15 protein-coding genes are annotated in these 16,819 nt (G+C 62.9%); 5 read left to right on the forward strand and 10 right to left on the reverse strand.

The window, feature by feature from the left end; genetic code table 11:
* The first annotated feature begins 43 nt into the window (after nt 1–43).
* Entirely contained in the window at nt 44–2,014 is a 1,971-nt protein-coding gene (locus B5M06_RS05680; RefSeq protein ID WP_054067147.1) for a methyl-accepting chemotaxis protein, read from the forward strand.
* A 176-nt stretch (nt 2,015–2,190) separates the two neighbouring features.
* On the opposite strand, the gene B5M06_RS05685 is transcribed toward B5M06_RS05680, so the two are convergent.
* From B5M06_RS05685 to B5M06_RS05710, 6 genes are all read right to left on the reverse strand, one after another.
* Entirely contained in the window at nt 2,191–2,676 is a 486-nt protein-coding gene (locus tag B5M06_RS05685; protein WP_054067159.1) for an FKBP-type peptidyl-prolyl cis-trans isomerase, read from the reverse strand.
* A gap of 111 nt (nt 2,677–2,787) precedes the next feature.
* Nucleotides 2,788–3,825 carry a pirin family protein gene (locus tag B5M06_RS05690; protein WP_054067146.1) on the reverse strand — a complete coding sequence of 346 codons (1,038 nt, stop codon included), beginning with the start codon at nt 3,823–3,825 and terminating at the stop codon, nt 2,788–2,790.
* A gap of 149 nt (nt 3,826–3,974) precedes the next feature.
* The gene (locus B5M06_RS05695; protein ID WP_054067145.1) at nt 3,975–4,688 is read right to left on the reverse strand and encodes a glutathione S-transferase N-terminal domain-containing protein; all 714 of its coding nucleotides are present in this window, start codon (nt 4,686–4,688) and stop codon (nt 3,975–3,977) included.
* Between the two features lie 115 nt (nt 4,689–4,803).
* The gene (locus tag B5M06_RS05700) at nt 4,804–5,376 is read right to left on the reverse strand and encodes a hypothetical protein (RefSeq protein WP_054067144.1); all 573 of its coding nucleotides are present in this window, start codon (nt 5,374–5,376) and stop codon (nt 4,804–4,806) included.
* Nucleotides 5,377–5,550: 174 nt separating this feature from the next.
* Nucleotides 5,551–6,312, reverse strand: coding sequence for a tyrosine-protein phosphatase (locus B5M06_RS05705; RefSeq protein ID WP_240184005.1), 762 nt, complete (start codon nt 6,310–6,312; stop codon nt 5,551–5,553).
* Nucleotides 6,313–6,440: 128 nt separating this feature from the next.
* A complete protein-coding gene (locus B5M06_RS05710; protein WP_054067143.1) occupies nt 6,441–9,347 on the reverse strand; it encodes a DNA topoisomerase III in 2,907 nt (968 codons plus the stop codon).
* A gap of 132 nt (nt 9,348–9,479) precedes the next feature.
* Here B5M06_RS05710 and B5M06_RS05715 point away from each other — a divergent pair, with 132 nt between their 5' ends.
* From B5M06_RS05715 to B5M06_RS05725, 3 genes are read left to right on the forward strand one after another with little or no spacing between them, the layout of a single operon-like run.
* The gene (locus tag B5M06_RS05715) at nt 9,480–10,010 is read left to right on the forward strand and encodes an SET domain-containing protein (RefSeq protein WP_054067142.1); all 531 of its coding nucleotides are present in this window, start codon (nt 9,480–9,482) and stop codon (nt 10,008–10,010) included.
* A complete protein-coding gene (locus B5M06_RS05720) occupies nt 10,007–10,858 on the forward strand; it encodes a biotin--[acetyl-CoA-carboxylase] ligase (RefSeq protein WP_054067141.1) in 852 nt (283 codons plus the stop codon). Before B5M06_RS05715 ends, B5M06_RS05720 begins: the two co-directional genes overlap by 4 nt.
* A 16-nt stretch (nt 10,859–10,874) precedes the next feature.
* Complete coding sequence (locus B5M06_RS05725) at nt 10,875–11,603, forward strand: SPOR domain-containing protein (RefSeq protein WP_054067140.1); 729 nt, start codon at nt 10,875–10,877, stop codon at nt 11,601–11,603.
* Nucleotides 11,604–11,678: 75 nt separating this feature from the next.
* Here the strand turns inward: B5M06_RS05725 and B5M06_RS05730 are convergent, their stop codons facing one another.
* Complete coding sequence (locus B5M06_RS05730) at nt 11,679–12,647, reverse strand: Bug family tripartite tricarboxylate transporter substrate binding protein (protein WP_054067157.1); 969 nt, start codon at nt 12,645–12,647, stop codon at nt 11,679–11,681.
* A gap of 126 nt (nt 12,648–12,773) precedes the next feature.
* Between B5M06_RS05730 and B5M06_RS05735 the strand changes: the two genes are divergently transcribed.
* Complete coding sequence (locus B5M06_RS05735) at nt 12,774–13,760, forward strand: LysR substrate-binding domain-containing protein (RefSeq protein WP_240184006.1); 987 nt, start codon at nt 12,774–12,776, stop codon at nt 13,758–13,760.
* Between the two features lie 12 nt (nt 13,761–13,772).
* Here the strand turns inward: B5M06_RS05735 and B5M06_RS05740 are convergent, their stop codons facing one another.
* The 3 genes from B5M06_RS05740 to B5M06_RS05750 form a co-directional block, all read right to left on the reverse strand.
* Entirely contained in the window at nt 13,773–15,263 is a 1,491-nt protein-coding gene (locus B5M06_RS05740) for a sensor histidine kinase N-terminal domain-containing protein (RefSeq protein ID WP_054067155.1), read from the reverse strand.
* Between the two features lie 67 nt (nt 15,264–15,330).
* Nucleotides 15,331–16,005 (reverse strand): response regulator, encoded by a 675-nt coding sequence (locus B5M06_RS05745; RefSeq protein ID WP_054067154.1) that lies wholly within the window; start codon nt 16,003–16,005, stop codon nt 15,331–15,333.
* A gap of 182 nt (nt 16,006–16,187) precedes the next feature.
* The gene (locus B5M06_RS05750) at nt 16,188–16,691 is read right to left on the reverse strand and encodes a MarR family winged helix-turn-helix transcriptional regulator (RefSeq protein WP_054067139.1); all 504 of its coding nucleotides are present in this window, start codon (nt 16,689–16,691) and stop codon (nt 16,188–16,190) included.
* Nucleotides 16,692–16,819 lie beyond the last annotated feature (128 nt).

Below are 16,819 nucleotides of genomic sequence, written 5' to 3' on the forward strand. Positions count from 1 at the left end.
TCTCAACAGATAACTTTTGGTCACAAATGGCTGCCTCTTTTTTATGTCTTCCTGGCTGCAACGCATTCGTCTCTCCCACAACTTTCTGATCCTTGGCTGTATTGCACTTCTGATGGTGCTGCTGCCGTTGAGCCTCTATGTGAACACCCTGGTTCAGGCCATGCAGCAGGCCGAACGTGAAGCACAGGGCATGCCGCCCATCATGGCTGTCAATGCGGCCGTGCAGCGCCTGCAGGCCCACCGTGGCACTACGGCTGGCATGCTCGGCGGGGATGCCACCATGGCCCAGCGCCGCCCTGCCCTGCGTGATGCCGTCAGCAGTCTGCTGGCCAAGGCCCAGCAAGAACTGCAGCAGGCCGATGCGCCTCAGGACATCACCCAGCAGCTGCAACAGCTGGTGCGTACCTGGCAGCAGCTGGAGTCCGCCGTGTCTGGCCGCACGATCACCGCGACCCAGAGCATGGCCCAGCACACCCAGCTGGTGAACCAGCTGCTGCAGCTCAATGAAACCCTGATGCACCACTACCGCCTGAATGTGACGCCCCGTGCAGACAGCCAGGCGCTGATGCAGGCCCTGCTGTCTCAGGCACCGCTGCTGAGTGAAAACCTGGGCCTGCTGCGTGGCCAGGGCGCAGGCTTTCTGGCCCAGCAAGAATTGCCCCCAGAAAGCCGGGGCACGCTGCGTGCGCTGCAGCGCCGTGTGGCGGAACTGCTGGACGCCTCTGGCCGCTCGCTGCAGCGCGGCATGCAGGCCAATGCAAGCTATCGCGATGCGCTGTCTGCGCCTGCCCAGAACGTGGTCAGCCTGACCGCCAGCGGCCTGAAGCTGGCCAATGAGGAACTCATCGAAGCCAGCAGCCTGACACTGCCCGCCCCCCAGTTTTTTGACAGCCTGACCCGTGCCATTGACGCCGTCAACGACATCACGGTGCAGGGCACGCAGCTGCTGAGCGATCAACTGCAAGCAGAGGCGCGCCAGTACCGCAACCAGCTGATCATGCTGCTGGTGGTGATGGGCCTGGCCCTTGCGGCCTCGATTGCCCTGGCAGCCCTGTTTGTGCGCTCCATGCTCGTGCCGTTGCAGCATGCGGTGCAGCTGGCGCAGGCAGTGGCCCAGGGCGATCTGAGCGGCGCTGACGTACCAGTGGGCACGAATGAAGTGAACCAGCTGCTCGATGCCCAGCAGCAAATGCGTGCCCGTCTGCGCCCCATGGTGGCGCAGGTGCGCAGCGGTGCAGACAGCGTGGCCGCGGCCAGCTCCGAGATTGCACAGGCCAATCTGAACCTGTCCAGCCGCACGGAAAACCAGGCCAGCGCGCTGGAGGAAACGGCGGCCTCCATGGAAGAGCTCAGCGCCACCGTGCGCAACAACGCCGACAACGCACGCGAAGCCAGCCAGCAGGCGTATTCCGCCCGCGAAGTGGCTGTGCAGGGCGGTGAGGTGGTCGAGCGCGTGGTACAGACCATGCACGGCATTCACGAAAGCAGCCGCAAGATTGCCGACATCATTGGCGTGATTGATGGCATTGCCTTCCAGACCAATATCCTGGCGCTGAACGCTGCGGTCGAGGCCGCACGTGCCGGTGAGCAGGGCCGTGGCTTTGCCGTGGTGGCCGGTGAGGTGCGTGCGCTGGCAGGCCGCAGCGCGGAGGCGGCCAAGGAGATCAAGCAGCTGATTGCAACCAGCGTCGCTCGCGTAGGCGAAGGCAATACGCTGGCCCACCAGGCCGGCGAGACCATGGTGGAAGTGGTGCAGGCCATCGAGAAGGTCAACAGCATCGTCGCCGCCATCAGCGGTGCCAGCGAAGAGCAGGCCAACGGCGTGGCACAGGTGGGTGAAGCCGTGCAGCAGATGGACCAGGCCACCCAGCAAAACGCTGCGCTGGTGGAGGAAATGTCTGCCGCTGCCCACAGCCTCAAGCAGCAGGGGCAGGAGCTGGTGCAGGCCGTGTCTTTCTTCCGCATGGAGCAAGATGGCCAGCGCATGGAGCATCAGCCACTGCTGCAGACTTGATGCTCTAAAAACAAAAGCTGCCAGCGCTGGATAGTTCAAGCTTTCAGCATGAAATAGCTTGCAAAAGCTTATAAATTCAGCGCAAACAGCTATCTTTTAAAGAGAAAAACCGCCTTTTGGCGGTTTTTCTTTGTGTGCAGCAAGGCTGCATCAGCCTTGCTGCGACAGGTCTGCCATCAATGGTGGTGGCCGTGGCCGCCATGCACGTGGCGGTGTTCAATTTCCACAGGCTCAGCGGCACGCACTTCCGTGACCTTGCAGCTAAAGCGCAGGGGCTTGCCAGCCAGCGGATGGTTGCCGTCCAGAATCACCACGGGGCCCTTGATCTTCACCACGTTGTAGATCTGGGGCAGGCCCTGGTCGTTGGTGCCGCGCAGTTGGCCGCCCACCTTGACCCCGGGAGGAAATTCACCCTTGGGGATGTTGCGCATCAGGCTTTCGTCGCGCTCGCCAAAGCCTTCTTCCACGCTCAGGTCGATGGTCAGCGTATCGCCCACGGCCTTGCCTTCCAGCGCAGCTTCCACCTTTTCAAAGATGTTCTGGTAGCCACCGTGCAGATAGGCCACATCGCCCTTGTCCAGCAATGGGCCGGCAATGCCGCCCTTGAGGATTTCGTGGATCTTGTAGTTCAGCGTAACTGCTGTGTCTTTGGTGATGTTCATGTGCGTTGCCAGGAAAAATGGCGGCCAGGCCGCCATGGTTGGGATGCGTGGCATTGTCACCCATGCGCTGCCAACCTTGCAGCACATGGGTGCGTTGCCTCAGTCTCAGGCTCAGGCCTGTGGCACTTCGTCTTCGCTCGCACCGGGGTGGCGGGCAAAGCGGCGGGGCTGCGCACCGTGCACCGGGGCATGGCTGTCCCAGGGCCAGCCGCCAAACTGCGTGCGGCGGAAGTCCTGCATGGCCTGCACGATTTCCTGCTGCGTGTTCATCACGAAGGGGCCGTACTGCACCACAGGCTCACGGATGGGCTTGCCCTGCAGCAGCACCAGTTCCGCCGTCTCGCTGCCGGTGTTGACCAGCTCCAGCGCACGTCCCGCTTCCACCTGCAGCGCGGCGTGGGCATCCAGCGCCTGCCCGGCCAGCTGCAGGCGGTTGCCCACAAACCAGTAGAGCATGCGGCGGGTTTCTGCACCCTTGGCTGCAGGCAGGGTCCAGCGTGCGCCGGGTTCCAGGTTGATGGTCCAGATGGCCAGGTCTGCGCCCTCCTGCGAAGCCCAGGACTCGGGTGGTGCAGGCAGGGGCGCATCGGCGCCTTCCAGCGCACCGGCGATCACGGTCACCGTGGTCTGCTTGCCGCCTTCATCGGTGTGGTGCAGGCGCGGAATGCGCTCGTTCCACAGCATGGTGAAGTGGGGCTTGACCATCTTGTGGCTGGCAGGCAGGTTCAGCCAGATCTGGAACAGCTCCAGCGGATTGGGCTGGTCGGTGTTGAGCAGCGGAAACATCTCGCTGTGCATGATGCCGGCACCGGCCGTGGCCCACTGCACATCACCACCGCCAAAGCGTGCGGCAGCGCCCAGGGAGTCTGCATGGTCGATCAGTCCCTTGCGCACCAGGGTCACGGTCTCAAAGCCACGGTGGGGGTGACCCGGGAAGCCGGGCACGTGCTCGCCGTGGTACATCGAGAAACCGTCCTTGTTGCTGAAGTCGCTGCCCATGGGGCGGTCCTCCAGCTCCACGGCCTGCACGCCCAGCTGGCCATCCCCTGCGGGGTAGGCGTCGTTGTGGTGGGCGCAGAACAGGAAGGGGTCAATACAGGGCCAGCGAGCGCCCAGTGGCAGCGATTGGATGATGGGGGATGCAGACATGGCGTCGCTCTCCAGTTGGTGCTGCCATGTTCACCCCCATGGCGAACAACTTGCAGCGTTGCAATGCTTCAAAGATAAGGCCGGATGGATGCCTTACCAAGCCCCTGAAGCTGCAACAGAGCGTTCCAGTGGCAAGACAGTGCAGTCTGTCAGCGTGGCTTTGGTGCTGGCGGCATGTCTAATCCGCGCTGCACCGCAGGGCGCTCCAGCCAGCTGGCCAGTACGCGCTGCACGTTGCGAAAGCTCGCCAGATCCAGCAGTGCGTCGGCCTCGTAGTTCACATGCAGGCAGCGCACCCAGGGCAGCACGGCAATGTCGGCAATGGTGTAGTCATCGCCCATGATCCATTGGCGGCCTGCCAGTCGCTGGTCCAGCACACCGAGCAGGCGCTTGGCTTCATTCACATAGCGCTGCAGCGGGCGCTTGTCTTCAAAGTCCTTGCCGCCATAGCGGTGGAAAAAGCCGACCTGGCCGAACATGGGGCCTGCACCTCCCATCTGCCACATCAGCCATTGCAGGGTTTCGTAGTGCTGCACGGCATCCATGGGCAGCAGCTGGCCGGATTTTTCTGCCAGATAGATGAGGATGGCACCCGATTCAAACAGCGCCAGCGGCTGACCGCCGGGGCCGTGTGGATCGAGGATGGCGGGGATTTTGTTGTTCGGGTTGAGCGCGAGGAACTCGGGCGAAAACTGCTCGTTGGCGTGGATGTCTACGCGATGTGCTTCGTAGGGAATGCCAGCTTCCTCCAGCATGACGGACACCTTGATGCCGTTCGGTGTGGGCAGGGAGTACAGCTGCAGCCAGTCCGGAAACTGGGCGGGCCATTTGCGGGTGATGGGATGTGCGTGCTCATGCTGCATACGTGCGCCTCAGACCTGAAGAAAACAAGCCTGCGCAGCCCTTGCCGGGCCATGCAGGAAGACGTTTTCATCTTACAGGGGAAGGCTGAGCCTGGGCTGTCACCCGCGCAGCGCCTCAGGGTGCGGGGGGCGTGCCGTCTTTGTTCACGATGGCCACGTTCAGTCCCTGCTCGGTCACCGTGATGGCACCGGGCTGCAGGCCCAGGCTGTCGGCCAGCTCCAGATCTTCTGCAGGGACGGTGTACAGCGCAAAGCCCTGCAGTGCCTGCTGCGCCACGCGCAGGTCATAGGTCTTGACCATGTCTGCCAGCGCAGGATCCGCCCCCGTCAGCGCCAGCTCCTGCACCTCGACCCGCTCGGCACGCACGCTGCGGTCACGCGGTTCGTAGTACAGGCCAAAGCGCACCTGCAGCTGCCCCTGCAGCGGCTGGCGCAGCACCGGGCCGGTGAGCTGTATGGTCAGCATGGTCTGGATCTGGTTGCTGGCGGGCAGCATCTGCAGCTGGGGCTGCGCGACCTGCAGCTGCAGCAGACCGGCTACTGGGTACTGTCTGGGGAAATGGTGGCTCAGGCCCTGATCTAGCTGTACCTGCGTCACGCTGATTTGGGTTGGCACAGCCTGCGAGCAGGCACTGATCCACAGGGTGCTGGCAGCGGCGGCGGCCAGCAGAAAACGACGGCGAAACATGACAGGGATAGGGTTTGCCTGCGGAGCGCTCACAGGCAGTGGAATTGATGGCGAAAACGCTTTTTGCGTAGATGCAGCAAGCGCTGCGTGCTCTTTATTTTTTCAGTTTAGCGCAAGGTCCAAACACGTGTTGTGAGCAGCTGTCACAGCCTTGGCGTCCACCCCGGAGCACGCTTATTCCGCTTGCAGATAGCGCTGCTGCAGCTCGTGCTGGGCGGCATCGTCCAGCTGCAGCACTTCGCGCAGATAGGTCTGCATGCCACCGTATTCCTGGTTCACCATGCTGTAGGCACTGTCCAGAAACGCGGGCTGTACACGCCACACCACGTCCAGCACTTCCTGCGGGATGGACTGCGCCGCACGTGCCCGCAGGGCCGCAGGGCGCTGGTAGAACTGGTTGGTCAGCAGATAGTCCTGCTGAATGTCGCTGCGGCTCACCCCCAGCACTTCCAGAAACAGAGCTGCGGCCCAGCCGGTGCGGTCCTTGCCTGCGGTGCAGTGGAACACCAGGGGCTGGTCAGACTGCAGCAGCAGATCGAAGAAGTTCGCAAAGTGTGTGGCGTTGTCGCGCACAAAGCTGCGGTAGGTCTGCTCCATGATGGCCACAGTGTCTTCCACGCTCAGCTGCCCGCCAGCATTGAGCATGCCCATGGCTTTTTGCACCACGGTGGGCTCTACGCTCAGCGCATGCACCTGCAGGTGGGGCCAGGCGTAGCTGTCGGCAGCGCGTTCCTGCACACCGCGAAAGTCGGCGGCGCGGTGTACACCCAGCTGCTGCAGCTGCTGCACGCCTTCTGGCGTCAGACCGGCCAGATGGTCTGAGCGAAACACCGTGCGCCAGCGTACGCTGCGGCCCTGTGCGCCGGTGTAGCCACCCAGGTCGCGGAAGTTGCTGGTTCCAGGCAGGGCGATATGGCGTGGCAGGGGATTACGCATGGGCAGACTTTCGAAAAAACAGTTCATGACAGCGCAGCGCATCAAAAAACGCTGCAGTACAGCCTCGATTGAAGCGTAGTGCAGCGTTTTTGTCAGCCACCCATGCATCGCACAGGGGTGTGCGTCAATTACGCATTGCTCAGCAAATGCTTGCCCACCAGTCCGGTGATCTCAAACATGCCTACGCGCTCCTTGCCGAACACCGGCAGTAGCTTGGCATCGGCGACGATGACGCGCTTGTCCTTGGGGTCCTGCAGGTTGTTGGCCTTCACATAGTCCCAGACCTTCTTGACCACCTCGGTGCGTGCGACGGCACCGTCACCAATCACGGCCGCCAGTGCCGCGTCGGGGCGGAAGTTGGCCGCCGCAGGCTTGCGCGTTGCCGTTTTCTTGGCAGCAGGTGCTTTTTTGGCGGCAGCGCTTGTCCTGCCTGTGCCAGCAGCTGCAGTTTTTGCAGGTGCTGCGCTCTTGCGGGAGGGGTACTTGCTGGCTTCGAACTCAAAGTTCACCTTGCCTGCGGCCGCATCCCAGACCAGGAAGGCCTTGAAGTTGCGGCGCGTGCGGTTGGAGACAAACTTCTCCAGCAGGTCGGTCTTGCCGGTCGTCAGCAGCTTGCTCATCTGCGCGCGCTCAATGGGCTGCTGCAGGATGATCTGGCCACTCTTGAAGTCGCAGCTGGGCGTGGGCTGTGCAGGCGTAGGCACGGAATGGCTGCAGACATAGTTGCTGCCATGCTCGAACACGGGCGCACCGCACTTGGGGCAGTTGCCCAGTGACTGCTGGCCGCTGAAATCTACGGGGCCGCTGGCTTCGGCTTCTTTTTCGTCTTCGCCAAAGTCGAATTCCAGCTTGAAGTTGCTGTGCTCTTCATCGCGCACGATGGTCACTTCTGCCACAAAAGGCCAGCCTGCCTTGGAGCGGAAGCCTTCCAGGGGGCCCAGGCGGCGGTCACGCAACAGCTGCTCGGCCTCGTGCGTTTCAAAGGTGCGGCCCGCAGGCGACTTGGTGAACGAGAAGCCGCAGCCATCGCTGTGGCCATCGGCACCCGTGCAGCCATAGCGGCGGTAGTTTTCCTTCACAACGCCGCCACAGTTGGGGCAGGGCGTAGCCAGGGTCGCGTAGTCACCGGGGATGGTGTCGCGGTCGTACTCCTTGGCCTTGCGCACGATTTTTTCTGTCATCGCCGCAATTTCCTGCATGAAGGCGGCACGCGAGAGCGCGCCCTTCTCCATCTGGGCGAGCTTGTACTCCCACTCACCAGTCAGATCGGCGCGGCACAGCTCATCCACCTGCAGACCGCGCAGCAGTGTCATCAGCTGGAAGGCCTTGGCAGTGGGGATCAGTTCGCGGCCTTCGCGCAGCATGTACTTTTCGGTCAGCAGACCTTCAATGATGGCCGCACGTGTGGCTGGTGTACCCAGGCCCTTTTCCTGCATGGCTTCGCGCAGCTCGTCGTCTTCCACCTGCTTGCCTGCGCTTTCCATGGCGCCCAGCAGCGTCGCTTCGGAGTAGCGGGCTGGGGGCTTGGTCTTCAGGCCCTTGGGCTGGGCATCGCTGGTCTGTGGCTTTTCGCCGGGCTGCACGGCCACCAGAGGCTGGCCCTTGTCGCCTTCCTTGGCGTCTTCCACTTCGTTGGCAGCTTCCTTGCCGTAAATCGCCAGCCAGCCGGGTTTGACCAGCACCTTGCCTTCGGTCTTGAAGTGGTGCTGCTCCACCTGGCTGATGCGGGTGGTCACCTGGTACTCGGCGCTGGGGAAGAAAACGGCCATGAAGCGGCGCACCACCAGGTCGTACAGCTTTTGTTCGGCCTCAGACAGGCCTGAAGGTGCCTGCGTGGTGGGGATGATGGCAAAGTGGTCCGACACCTTGCTGTTGTCAAAAACGCGCTTGGTGGGACGCACATAGCCAGCTTCTACGGCCTGCTGGGCATAAGGGGCCAGATGGCGCATGCCGCTGCCTGCCAGCATCTCAAAGGTCTGGCGTGCCACGGGCAGATAGTCCTCGGGCAGGGCGCGAGAATCGGTACGGGGGTAGGTCAGTGCCTTGTGGCGCTCGTACAGGCTTTGCGCCAGTGCCAGCGTGGTCTTGGCGGAGAAACCAAACTTGCTGTTGGCCTCGCGCTGCAGGCTGGTCAGGTCAAACAGCAGGGGCGAAGCCTGGGTGGTGGGCTTGCTCTCTTCGGTGACGGTGGCAGGCTTGCCCTTGACGGCGGCGGCAATGGCCTCGGCTTCCTGCTTGCTCCAGACGCGGTCGGCCTTGGCTTCGGCGTCCTCGCTCTTTTTCCACTGCGGGTTGAACCACTTGCCCAGGTACTGACCGGCCTGTGCATCGAAGGTGCCATGCACTTCCCAGTAGTCGCGGCTGACGAACTTGCGGATTTTTTCTTCGCGATCTACGACCAGCGACAGCGTAGGCGTCTGCACGCGACCCACCGTGGTCAAAAAGAACCCGCCGTCGCGCGAGTTGAAGGCCGTCATGGCGCGGGTGCCGTTGATGCCGACCAGCCAGTCGGCCTCGGAGCGGCTGCGCGCCGCATCGGCCAGGCCCTGCATCTGCTGCTCGCTGCGCAGCTTCTCAAAACCTTCGCGGATGGCCTGGGGCGTCATGGACTGCAGCCACAGACGCGCAATCGGCTTGCCCAGCGTGCCCTTGGCACCACCGGCGTACTGCTCGATCAGGCGGAAGATCAGCTCACCTTCGCGGCCCGCGTCACAGGCGTTGATCAGCTGGGTCACGTCCTTGCGCTTGGCCTGCTTGACCACGGCGTTCAGGCGGCTCTTGGTCTTGTCGACAGGCTTGAGGTCAAAGCGCGGGGGAATCACCGGCAGATTCGCAAAGCTCCACTTGCCACGCTTGACGTCAAATTCTTCCGGCGCCTGAATTTCCACCAGGTGGCCTACGGCGCTGGTGACCACAAACTGCGCGTTTTCAAAATGGTCTTCGTGCTTGTCGAACTTGCCATAGACGGGCGTGAGGGCGCGCACAATGTCTTGCGCCACTGACGGTTTTTCCGCTATTACCAAGGTTTTTGTCATTCATTGCTCTCGTGATTTGCAACGACCGCCCACCGGCTGGTGAGCCACCGCTCCTACAATTTCGTCCTTCACGCACGCGTGTGTGCGCGCACGTGCATGTGTGCATACATATTTAAGTTATCAGAGATTTCAATGCCCAGCACATCACGCCCCTCATCTTCCAGACCCGGCAAGCGCATACAGACACGTCGCTCAGGTGTACATGGCAAAGGGGTGTTCGCCGTGCAGGACATCGCCGCACGCGAGACCATCATTGAATACATTGGCGAAGTCATCCATGCGGAAGAAGCCGAACGCCGTCACCCGCATGACCCCAGCCAGCCCAACCACACGTTCTACTTTCAGGTCAGCGACGAGGTGGTGATTGATGCCACCTACGGCGGCAATTCCTCACGCTGGATCAACCACAGCTGCGCCCCCAACTGCTACACGGTCGAGCGCGATGGCCGCATCTTCATTGTGGCGCTGCGCCCTATCCGTGCCGGTGAAGAGCTGACCTATGACTACGGTCTGATGGTGGCAGAGCGCTACACCAAGGCGCTGAAGGCCGAATACGCCTGCTACTGTGGTGCGCCCACCTGCCGTGGCACCATGCTGGCCCCCAAGCGTGGCTGGCGCCCGCCCATGCCCGAAGACTTTGACCAGGACGGGAATCTGCTGTGAACACCTCTCTCACCCATTGGCCCGCTGAAGACCTGTGGCTGGCCATTGCCCCCCGTCTGCCCGGTTTTACGGTGGAAGTGCTGCCGGAGATTGACTCCACCAACACCGAACTCATGCGCCGTGCACGCGCAGGCCGTGCCGAGCCCATCGTGCTCGTGGCCGAGTCACAGACCGCAGGGCGTGGCCGTCAGGGCCGCAGCTGGCTGAACCAGCCCGGTGACTGCCTGATGTATTCGCTGGGGCTGGTGCTCAATCCGCTGGACTGGTCAGGCCTGTCGCTGGTGGTGGGCCTGAGCATTGCGGAATCCCTGCAGGCGGCGGCCCTCCCCGGTCAGCCGCGCATTGGGGTGAAGTGGCCGAATGACCTGTGGCTGCAGGATGGCCGCAAGCTGGGTGGCACGTTGATTGAAACCGCCAACCTGCCCGCTGGTGTGGATGCACCCTGCTTTGGCGCAGGGGCTGGTGTGCCGCGTTTTGTCATCATCGGCACGGGCATGAATGTGCGCCTGCCGCAGATGCAAGGGCTGCTCACACCTGCGGCTTGCCTGCAGGATGTAGATGCCCGCTGGACCGCACCAGCCGCGCTGCAGCAACTGCTGCCACCGCTGGTGGAGGACGTGCTGCTGTTTGCCGAGCAGGGCTTTGCGCCGTTTCAGCAGCGCTTTGCCGCGCGTGACGTGCTGCATGGTCAGCAGGTGCATTTGAGCGATGGCAGCAGCGGGCTGGCCGCAGGCGTGCTGGCCGATGGCACACTGCAGCTGCGCACGGCCGATGGTCTGCGCAGCGTCATCAGCGGTGATGTCAGCGTGCGCCCTGTGCATATGGACCTGCCGCCTGCTGCGGCCTGATTTCAAGGAGCTGTACATGTTGCGTTTTGCCTTGCTGGTGCTGCTGCTTGCCAATGCTGGCTATCTGGCCTGGAGCCAGGGCTGGATGGCGACATTGGGCTGGGCGCCTGAAGAACAGGCCGAGCCCTACCGCCTCAAGCAGCAGGTGCGCCCTGAAGTGCTGAGCATCGTGCAGCCCGGCACGGCAGCGACGACTGCAGCGCCCACTCCTGCCTCGGCTCCTGCTGCCAGCGTTGCCGCTGCGCCTGCACAGCCCATGCCACCGGAGCCTTTGGAGGAAATCATTCCCGAGGCCACGGTCTGCCTGCAAAGCGAAAACATGAATGAAGCCCAGTACCGCAAGCTGCAGGAGGCACTGCGCAGCAGCGACCTGCCCTCGAGCAGCTGGGAGTTTGTGCCCACGCAGGTGACGGGGCGCTGGATGGTCTATCTGGGCAAGTTCGCCAATGAAATGGCCATGGAAAAGCGCCGTGCCGAGCTGCGCGCCCGCAAGATTGCCTATGACCGTGCGGGCGGCAACCTGGAGCCCGGCCTGTCGCTGGGGCGCTTTTCCAGCGAAGAAGCGGCCACGCGTGAGCTGGGCCATATGCTCAACCAGGGCATACGTGGGGCACGCGTGGTGCAGGAGCGCGCACCGCAGACGCTGTATGCCCTGCGCATGAGTGAATCCACCGCAGCACAGCGCACCCTGCTGCAGGGGCTGGAGCCTGCGCTGGAAGGCAAGCGCATGCAGCCCTGCCCTTGAATGCAGGCATAAAAAACCCGCAGGGCATGGGCCTCTGCGGGGATGAGCGATATGCGAGCGCGGTAAGGGCGTGGATCAGTTCACGCTGATGTTGGCCGCCTTGGCCACCGCCTTCATCTTTTCCACTTCGCTGGCGATCTGCTGGGTAAAGGCTTCGCTGGAAGTGCCAGACACGTACATGCCCTGTGCGTCCATGCGCTTCTTGACGGCTGGGTCCTGCAGCGCTTCAGCCACGGCCTGCTGCACGCGTGCGATCTGCTCTGCAGGCGTGTTCTTGGGCGCGACCAGACCGAACCAGGAAGGATCGTTCAGCTCAGGGTGACCGGCTTCGGCATAGGTGGGTACTTCAGGCAGCACGGCCAGACGCTCGGGCCAGGACACGGCAATGGCGCGCAGCTTGCCGGACTGGATATGGGGCAGCGAGGAGGCCACCTGGTCAAAGTACACCGGCACCTGGCCGCCCAGCACGTCGTTGATGGCGGGGCCTGCACCACGGTAGGGGATGTGCAGCATGTCTACGCCTGTGGCCTTGATGAACTGCTCGCCCCACATGTGGCCGATGGTGCCGTTGCCGGGGGTGGCATAGCTCACCTTGCCGGGGTTGGCCTTCAGATAAGCCACCAGTTCCGCAAAATTCTGGGCAGGAATCAGTTGGGGGTTGATCACCATGACGCCGGGCGCCTTGACGATTTCGGTCACGCCCACGAAGTCCTTGATGGCGTCGTAAGGCAGCTTGGAGTAGACCGCAGGGTTCACGCCGTGGGTGGACAGCGTGGCAATACCGAAGGTCAGGCCGTCGTTGGCGCGTGCCACTTCAGCCATGCCGATGGAGCCACCGGCACCGGCCTTGTTCTCGATCACGACGGGCTGGCCGAGCAGCTTGGTCAGGACGTCCTGCATGTTGCGAGGCACCATGTCGGTGGAACCACCGGCAGGAAAGGGCACGATGATGCGCAGAGGGCGCGAATCTTGGGCGCTGGCCATGCCCGAGACGGATGCCAAGGTCGCAGCGGCAACAGCGGAGAGAAAGTGACGACGTTGCATCATGAGGACTCCCTATGTGAGAAAGTGTGGTTATCTATAAGACCTGTGCATAGAGGTTAGGGTAATTGACAGTTGACAACAAACAAATACTCTTCTTGTTATGATTCCTTCGAGGAATATTGAACAGTGTCTACTAACTTGCCTCCCCTGCGTCGGCTGACGCCTCCCGTGCATTTGCTGCGAGCTTTCTCTACGGTCGCGCGTTTTGGTGGCGTCTCACGTGCCGCAGAAGCGCTGCACCTGACGCAAAGTGCCGTGAGCAAGCAGATTCAGGAGCTGGAGAAGTGGGTTGGTGTCGACCTGTTCGAGCGCAGCCGCAAGCGCCTCACGCTCACCCCGGCAGGTGAGCGCTATGAAAAGGCTGTGCGCACGCTGCTGTCGCAGCTGGAGGCTGCGACGCTGGAGCTCATCACCAGCACCGATGGCGGTGGTGCGCTGCACCTGTCCAGCCTGCCGACCTTTGGCGCGAGCTGGCTGATTCCGCGCCTGCCACAGTTCCAGCAGCAGCACCCGCATGTGACACTGCATTTCGTACCCTATGCCCAGGGCTACGACTTTGAAAGCCCGCACCTGGACTGCTCCATCCTGTTTGGTGAAGGCCACTGGCCCGGCGCACGCGCCCACTATCTGGACGGGCAGGATGTGACGCTGATCGCCCCGCCCGCCAGCTTTGGTGGCCCCGCCATTCACAGCCCCAGTGATGTGGCCAAGTACACGCGGCTGCGCCACCTGACCATTCCCCATGCATGGATGACCTGGGCGCAGGCCTGGGATGTCAAGAACCTGGACCCGCTGGCAGGCCTGCAGTTTGACCAGTTCCAGACCATCATCCAGGCCGTCATGGCAGGCATGGGCGTGGCCCTGGTGCCGCGCTGCCTGGTGGAAGGGCAGATTGCCAAGGGGCTGGTGAGCGAGCCCCTGCCCCAGCACGGGCTGGTCAGCAGTCTGGGCTACTGGCTGTGCTATCCGGAGTCACGCTCCAACATCACGCCGCTGGTGGCTTTTCGCAACTGGCTGCAGCAGCAGGCCCGCCCCTACAGGGAGCCCACGGCCAGCAGCCTGGCGGTGCAAAGCAAAAACCGTAGCAAGCAGCGCACGCTGACTAACGAATAGCGTGCTAAAAGATTAACAAACGCTTGTTTTATCGGCGCTGGCAGCTTCTGAATCAGGAGCATCTGCCAGCGCACGAAAGCGCACGCTAAAGCGTGCACCCGGGGGCGTGCGATGAGGGTGTGCATCATCCAGCGCCACGGTTGCAGCATGCAGGCGCGCAATTTCCTGCACGATGGGCAGGCCCAGACCCGAGCCATCGGCCTCTGACCCCAGCACCCGGTAAAACGGCTGAAAGATCAGCTCACGCTCCTCGGGCGGCACGCCCGGCCCTGTATCTTCCACCTGCAGCAGCACCACGCGGGCCAGTTGGTCTGGCAGCACACGCAGTGTCACCATGGCGGGTACCTCCGGGCTGGAGGGGCTGTAGTTGATGGCATTGCTCAGCAGGTTGCGAATCAGCTCCTTGAGCAGCGTGGCATTGCCCTGCAGCCACACGCCTGCGCTGCCGGGCTCTGCCCCCTCATAGCCCATGTCTACATGGCGATCCATGGCCAGCGGCAGCAGGTCCTGCATAACCTCAATCGCCAGCGCGGCCAGATCGCAGGGCGTGCGCTGCAGGCCGGTGCTGGCACCTTCGGCACGAGCCAGTGACAGCAGCTGGTTGACCGTGTGTGTGGCGCGCATGCTGGAGCGCCCGATCTGCTGCAGCGAGCGCTTGAGATCCTCCGTGCTCACGCCTTCGCGCAGTGCCAGATCCGCCTGCATGCGCAGGCCAGCCAGCGGGGTCTTGAGCTGGTGGGCCGCATCAGCCAGAAAGCGCTTCTGGGTGGCCAGCGATTCGTTCAGGCGGCGCAGCAGGTCATTGACCGCATCGACCAGCGGCACCACTTCCAGCGGCACTGCGCGGTGGTCAATGGGCGAAAGATCATCGGGCTTGCGTGCGCGGATGCGCGTCTCCAGCAGGTGCAGCGGCCGTATGCCGCGCGCCAGTGCCAGCCACACCAGCAGTACCGACAGTGGCAGGATGACGAACTGCGGCAGCATCACGCCCTTGATGATTTCCGTGGCCAGCACGCTGCGCTTTTCACGCGTTTCAGCCACCTGCACCAGCGCCCAGGCATCGTCCGTCAGCACGGGCAGCCGCACGCGCAGTGCAGCCACGCGCATGTCCATGCCGCGGATTGCATCGTCACGCAGTTCCACCTGCCCCAGTTCCATAGACTGTGGTGCGGAGGTGAGGGGGAAGTCGCTGTCACCCGCCAGAAAACTGCCGTCGGAGGTGGTGACCTGAAACAGCACCATGTCGGACTCGTCGGCGCGCAGCATTTCCGAAGCAGGCTGCGGCAGGTTGAAGTGCAGCTGCCCGCCAGCGTCCACCAGAATCAGCTGGGCCAGTGCGTGCACGTTGTATTCCAGTGCACGGTCAAACGGCTTGTTGGCCAGCGACTGGGCCACCAGCCAGGTCAGCGCCAGGCTCACGGGCCACAGCAGCAGCAGGGGCGTGAGCATCCAGTCCAGAATTTCTCCGAACAGGGATCGCTGCTCACGCTGGAAAATTTTCACGCTGGCCTTGCTATCAGTGTTTTTGGCCTTCAGCGCTTGCTGCACAAGCGCTGGCAGCTATGAAAAATCAAGCCTGAATCTTTTCCAGGCAGTAGCCCAGGCCGCGTACGGTGGCAATGCGTATCGGGTCGCGCTCGATCTTCTTGCGCAGGCGGTGGATGTAGACCTCAATCGCGTTGTTGCTCACCTCTTCGCCCCACTCGCACAGGCGCTCGACCAGCTGGTCCTTGCTGACCAGACGGCCCGCGCGCTGCAGCAGCACTTCCAGCAGGCCCAGTTCGCGGGCGGACAGCTCCACCATCTTGCCGTCGATGGTGGCTACACGCCCGGCCTGGTCGTAGACCAGCGGGCCGTGCTTGATGACGCTGCTGGTGCCGCCCATGCCCCGGCGCGTCAGGGCACGCACGCGTGCTTCCAGCTCCTGCAGGCTGAAGGGCTTGGCCATGTAGTCGTCTGCGCCCAGATCCAGCCCCTGCACGCGTTCTTCCACGCTGTCCGCCGCGGTGAGAATGAGCACGGACAGGCCATCGCCGCGGCTGCGCAGGCGCTTGAGCACCTCCAGCCCGTGCATGCGCGGCAGGCCCAGATCCAGAATCAAAAGATCAAACTGGTTGCTGGTGACAAGGGCGGTGTCTGCTTCGGTGCCGCTGGCCACATGGTCGACCACGGCCCCTGCCCCGCGCAGGCTGCGCAGCAGGCCGTCGGCCAGCACCTGATCATCTTCGGCTATGAGAATGCGCATGGTGTATGTCTCCTGGCATGCCGGGGTCTGCTGCCCCGGCTTTGCATTGCTGCAGGCGCTGCACATGCCGCCTGCCAGAACCATTCTAGGAACCCCGCTGCATCAGACAAGCGGTGTTTACGCGGGTGCGGCAGTGCAGCAAACCCGAGGCAGGTCAAGCCTTTCGCCCTGCGCTTTTCACATCAGGCCTGATCGCCCACATCGCTGCCGTAGACCTCCAGACCAATGCGCACCACCACGGCCACGTCATGCCCTACGGCCTCTTCAAACTCACGCTCGGCCTGCTGTACCGCACGCTGAAATGCCAGGTGCCAGGCGCGGCCGGTGTCGGTATAGACCACGCGCTTGGCACGGCGGTCGTAAGCGTCCGCCTCGCGCAGCACCAGCCCCCAGGCTTCGCACTGGTCCACCAGATCGGTCATGGCCTGCTTGCTCATGCCGGCGCGCTCGGCCAGATCGGTGATGCGGTCGCCCTGCAGGGACAGGTGCCGCGTGATGTGGATGTGCGCGGCGCTGACCTTGTCGCGCAGCGCCAGGTTGGACAGCGCCAGCGGCGTCTCATCGTCCTGTGCCATGAGCTGGCGCACGCGTTCGTCAAACTTGCGCATGGCATGGCCCAGCAGCCGCCCCAGATGGGTGTGGCGCCATGCGTCTTCCAGGTGTTCGGCAGCCGGTAATTTAGACATAGTCAGTTTGATGGATAGTCAGGCAAGTTGAATATAAATTCTTTTGCATTGCCCATACACTACTGTTCAAGCATCCAGCCTGTTCACATCAACAGGGGATGCAGCACCAGTTGTCATCCCCTTCTTTC

This window comes from Comamonas kerstersii (assembly GCF_002056725.1).
GTDB classification, from domain to species: domain Bacteria; phylum Pseudomonadota; class Gammaproteobacteria; order Burkholderiales; family Burkholderiaceae_C; genus Comamonas; species Comamonas kerstersii.

Coding starts and splice junctions, on each gene's coding strand:
- B5M06_RS05680 (WP_054067147.1), top strand. CDS start 44: ATGTCTTCCTGGCTGCAACGCATTCGTCTCTCCCACAACTTTCTGATC.
- B5M06_RS05685 (WP_054067159.1), bottom strand. CDS start 2,676: ATGAACATCACCAAAGACACAGCAGTTACGCTGAACTACAAGATCCAC.
- B5M06_RS05690 (WP_054067146.1), bottom strand. CDS start 3,825: ATGTCTGCATCCCCCATCATCCAATCGCTGCCACTGGGCGCTCGCTGG.
- B5M06_RS05695 (WP_054067145.1), bottom strand. CDS start 4,688: ATGCAGCATGAGCACGCACATCCCATCACCCGCAAATGGCCCGCCCAG.
- B5M06_RS05700 (WP_054067144.1), bottom strand. CDS start 5,376: ATGTTTCGCCGTCGTTTTCTGCTGGCCGCCGCCGCTGCCAGCACCCTG.
- B5M06_RS05705 (WP_240184005.1), bottom strand. CDS start 6,312: ATGCGTAATCCCCTGCCACGCCATATCGCCCTGCCTGGAACCAGCAAC.
- B5M06_RS05710 (WP_054067143.1), bottom strand. CDS start 9,347: ATGACAAAAACCTTGGTAATAGCGGAAAAACCGTCAGTGGCGCAAGAC.
- B5M06_RS05715 (WP_054067142.1), top strand. CDS start 9,480: ATGCCCAGCACATCACGCCCCTCATCTTCCAGACCCGGCAAGCGCATA.
- B5M06_RS05725 (WP_054067140.1), top strand. CDS start 10,875: ATGTTGCGTTTTGCCTTGCTGGTGCTGCTGCTTGCCAATGCTGGCTAT.
- B5M06_RS05730 (WP_054067157.1), bottom strand. CDS start 12,647: ATGCAACGTCGTCACTTTCTCTCCGCTGTTGCCGCTGCGACCTTGGCA.
- B5M06_RS05745 (WP_054067154.1), bottom strand. CDS start 16,005: ATGCGCATTCTCATAGCCGAAGATGATCAGGTGCTGGCCGACGGCCTG.
- B5M06_RS05750 (WP_054067139.1), bottom strand. CDS start 16,691: ATGTCTAAATTACCGGCTGCCGAACACCTGGAAGACGCATGGCGCCAC.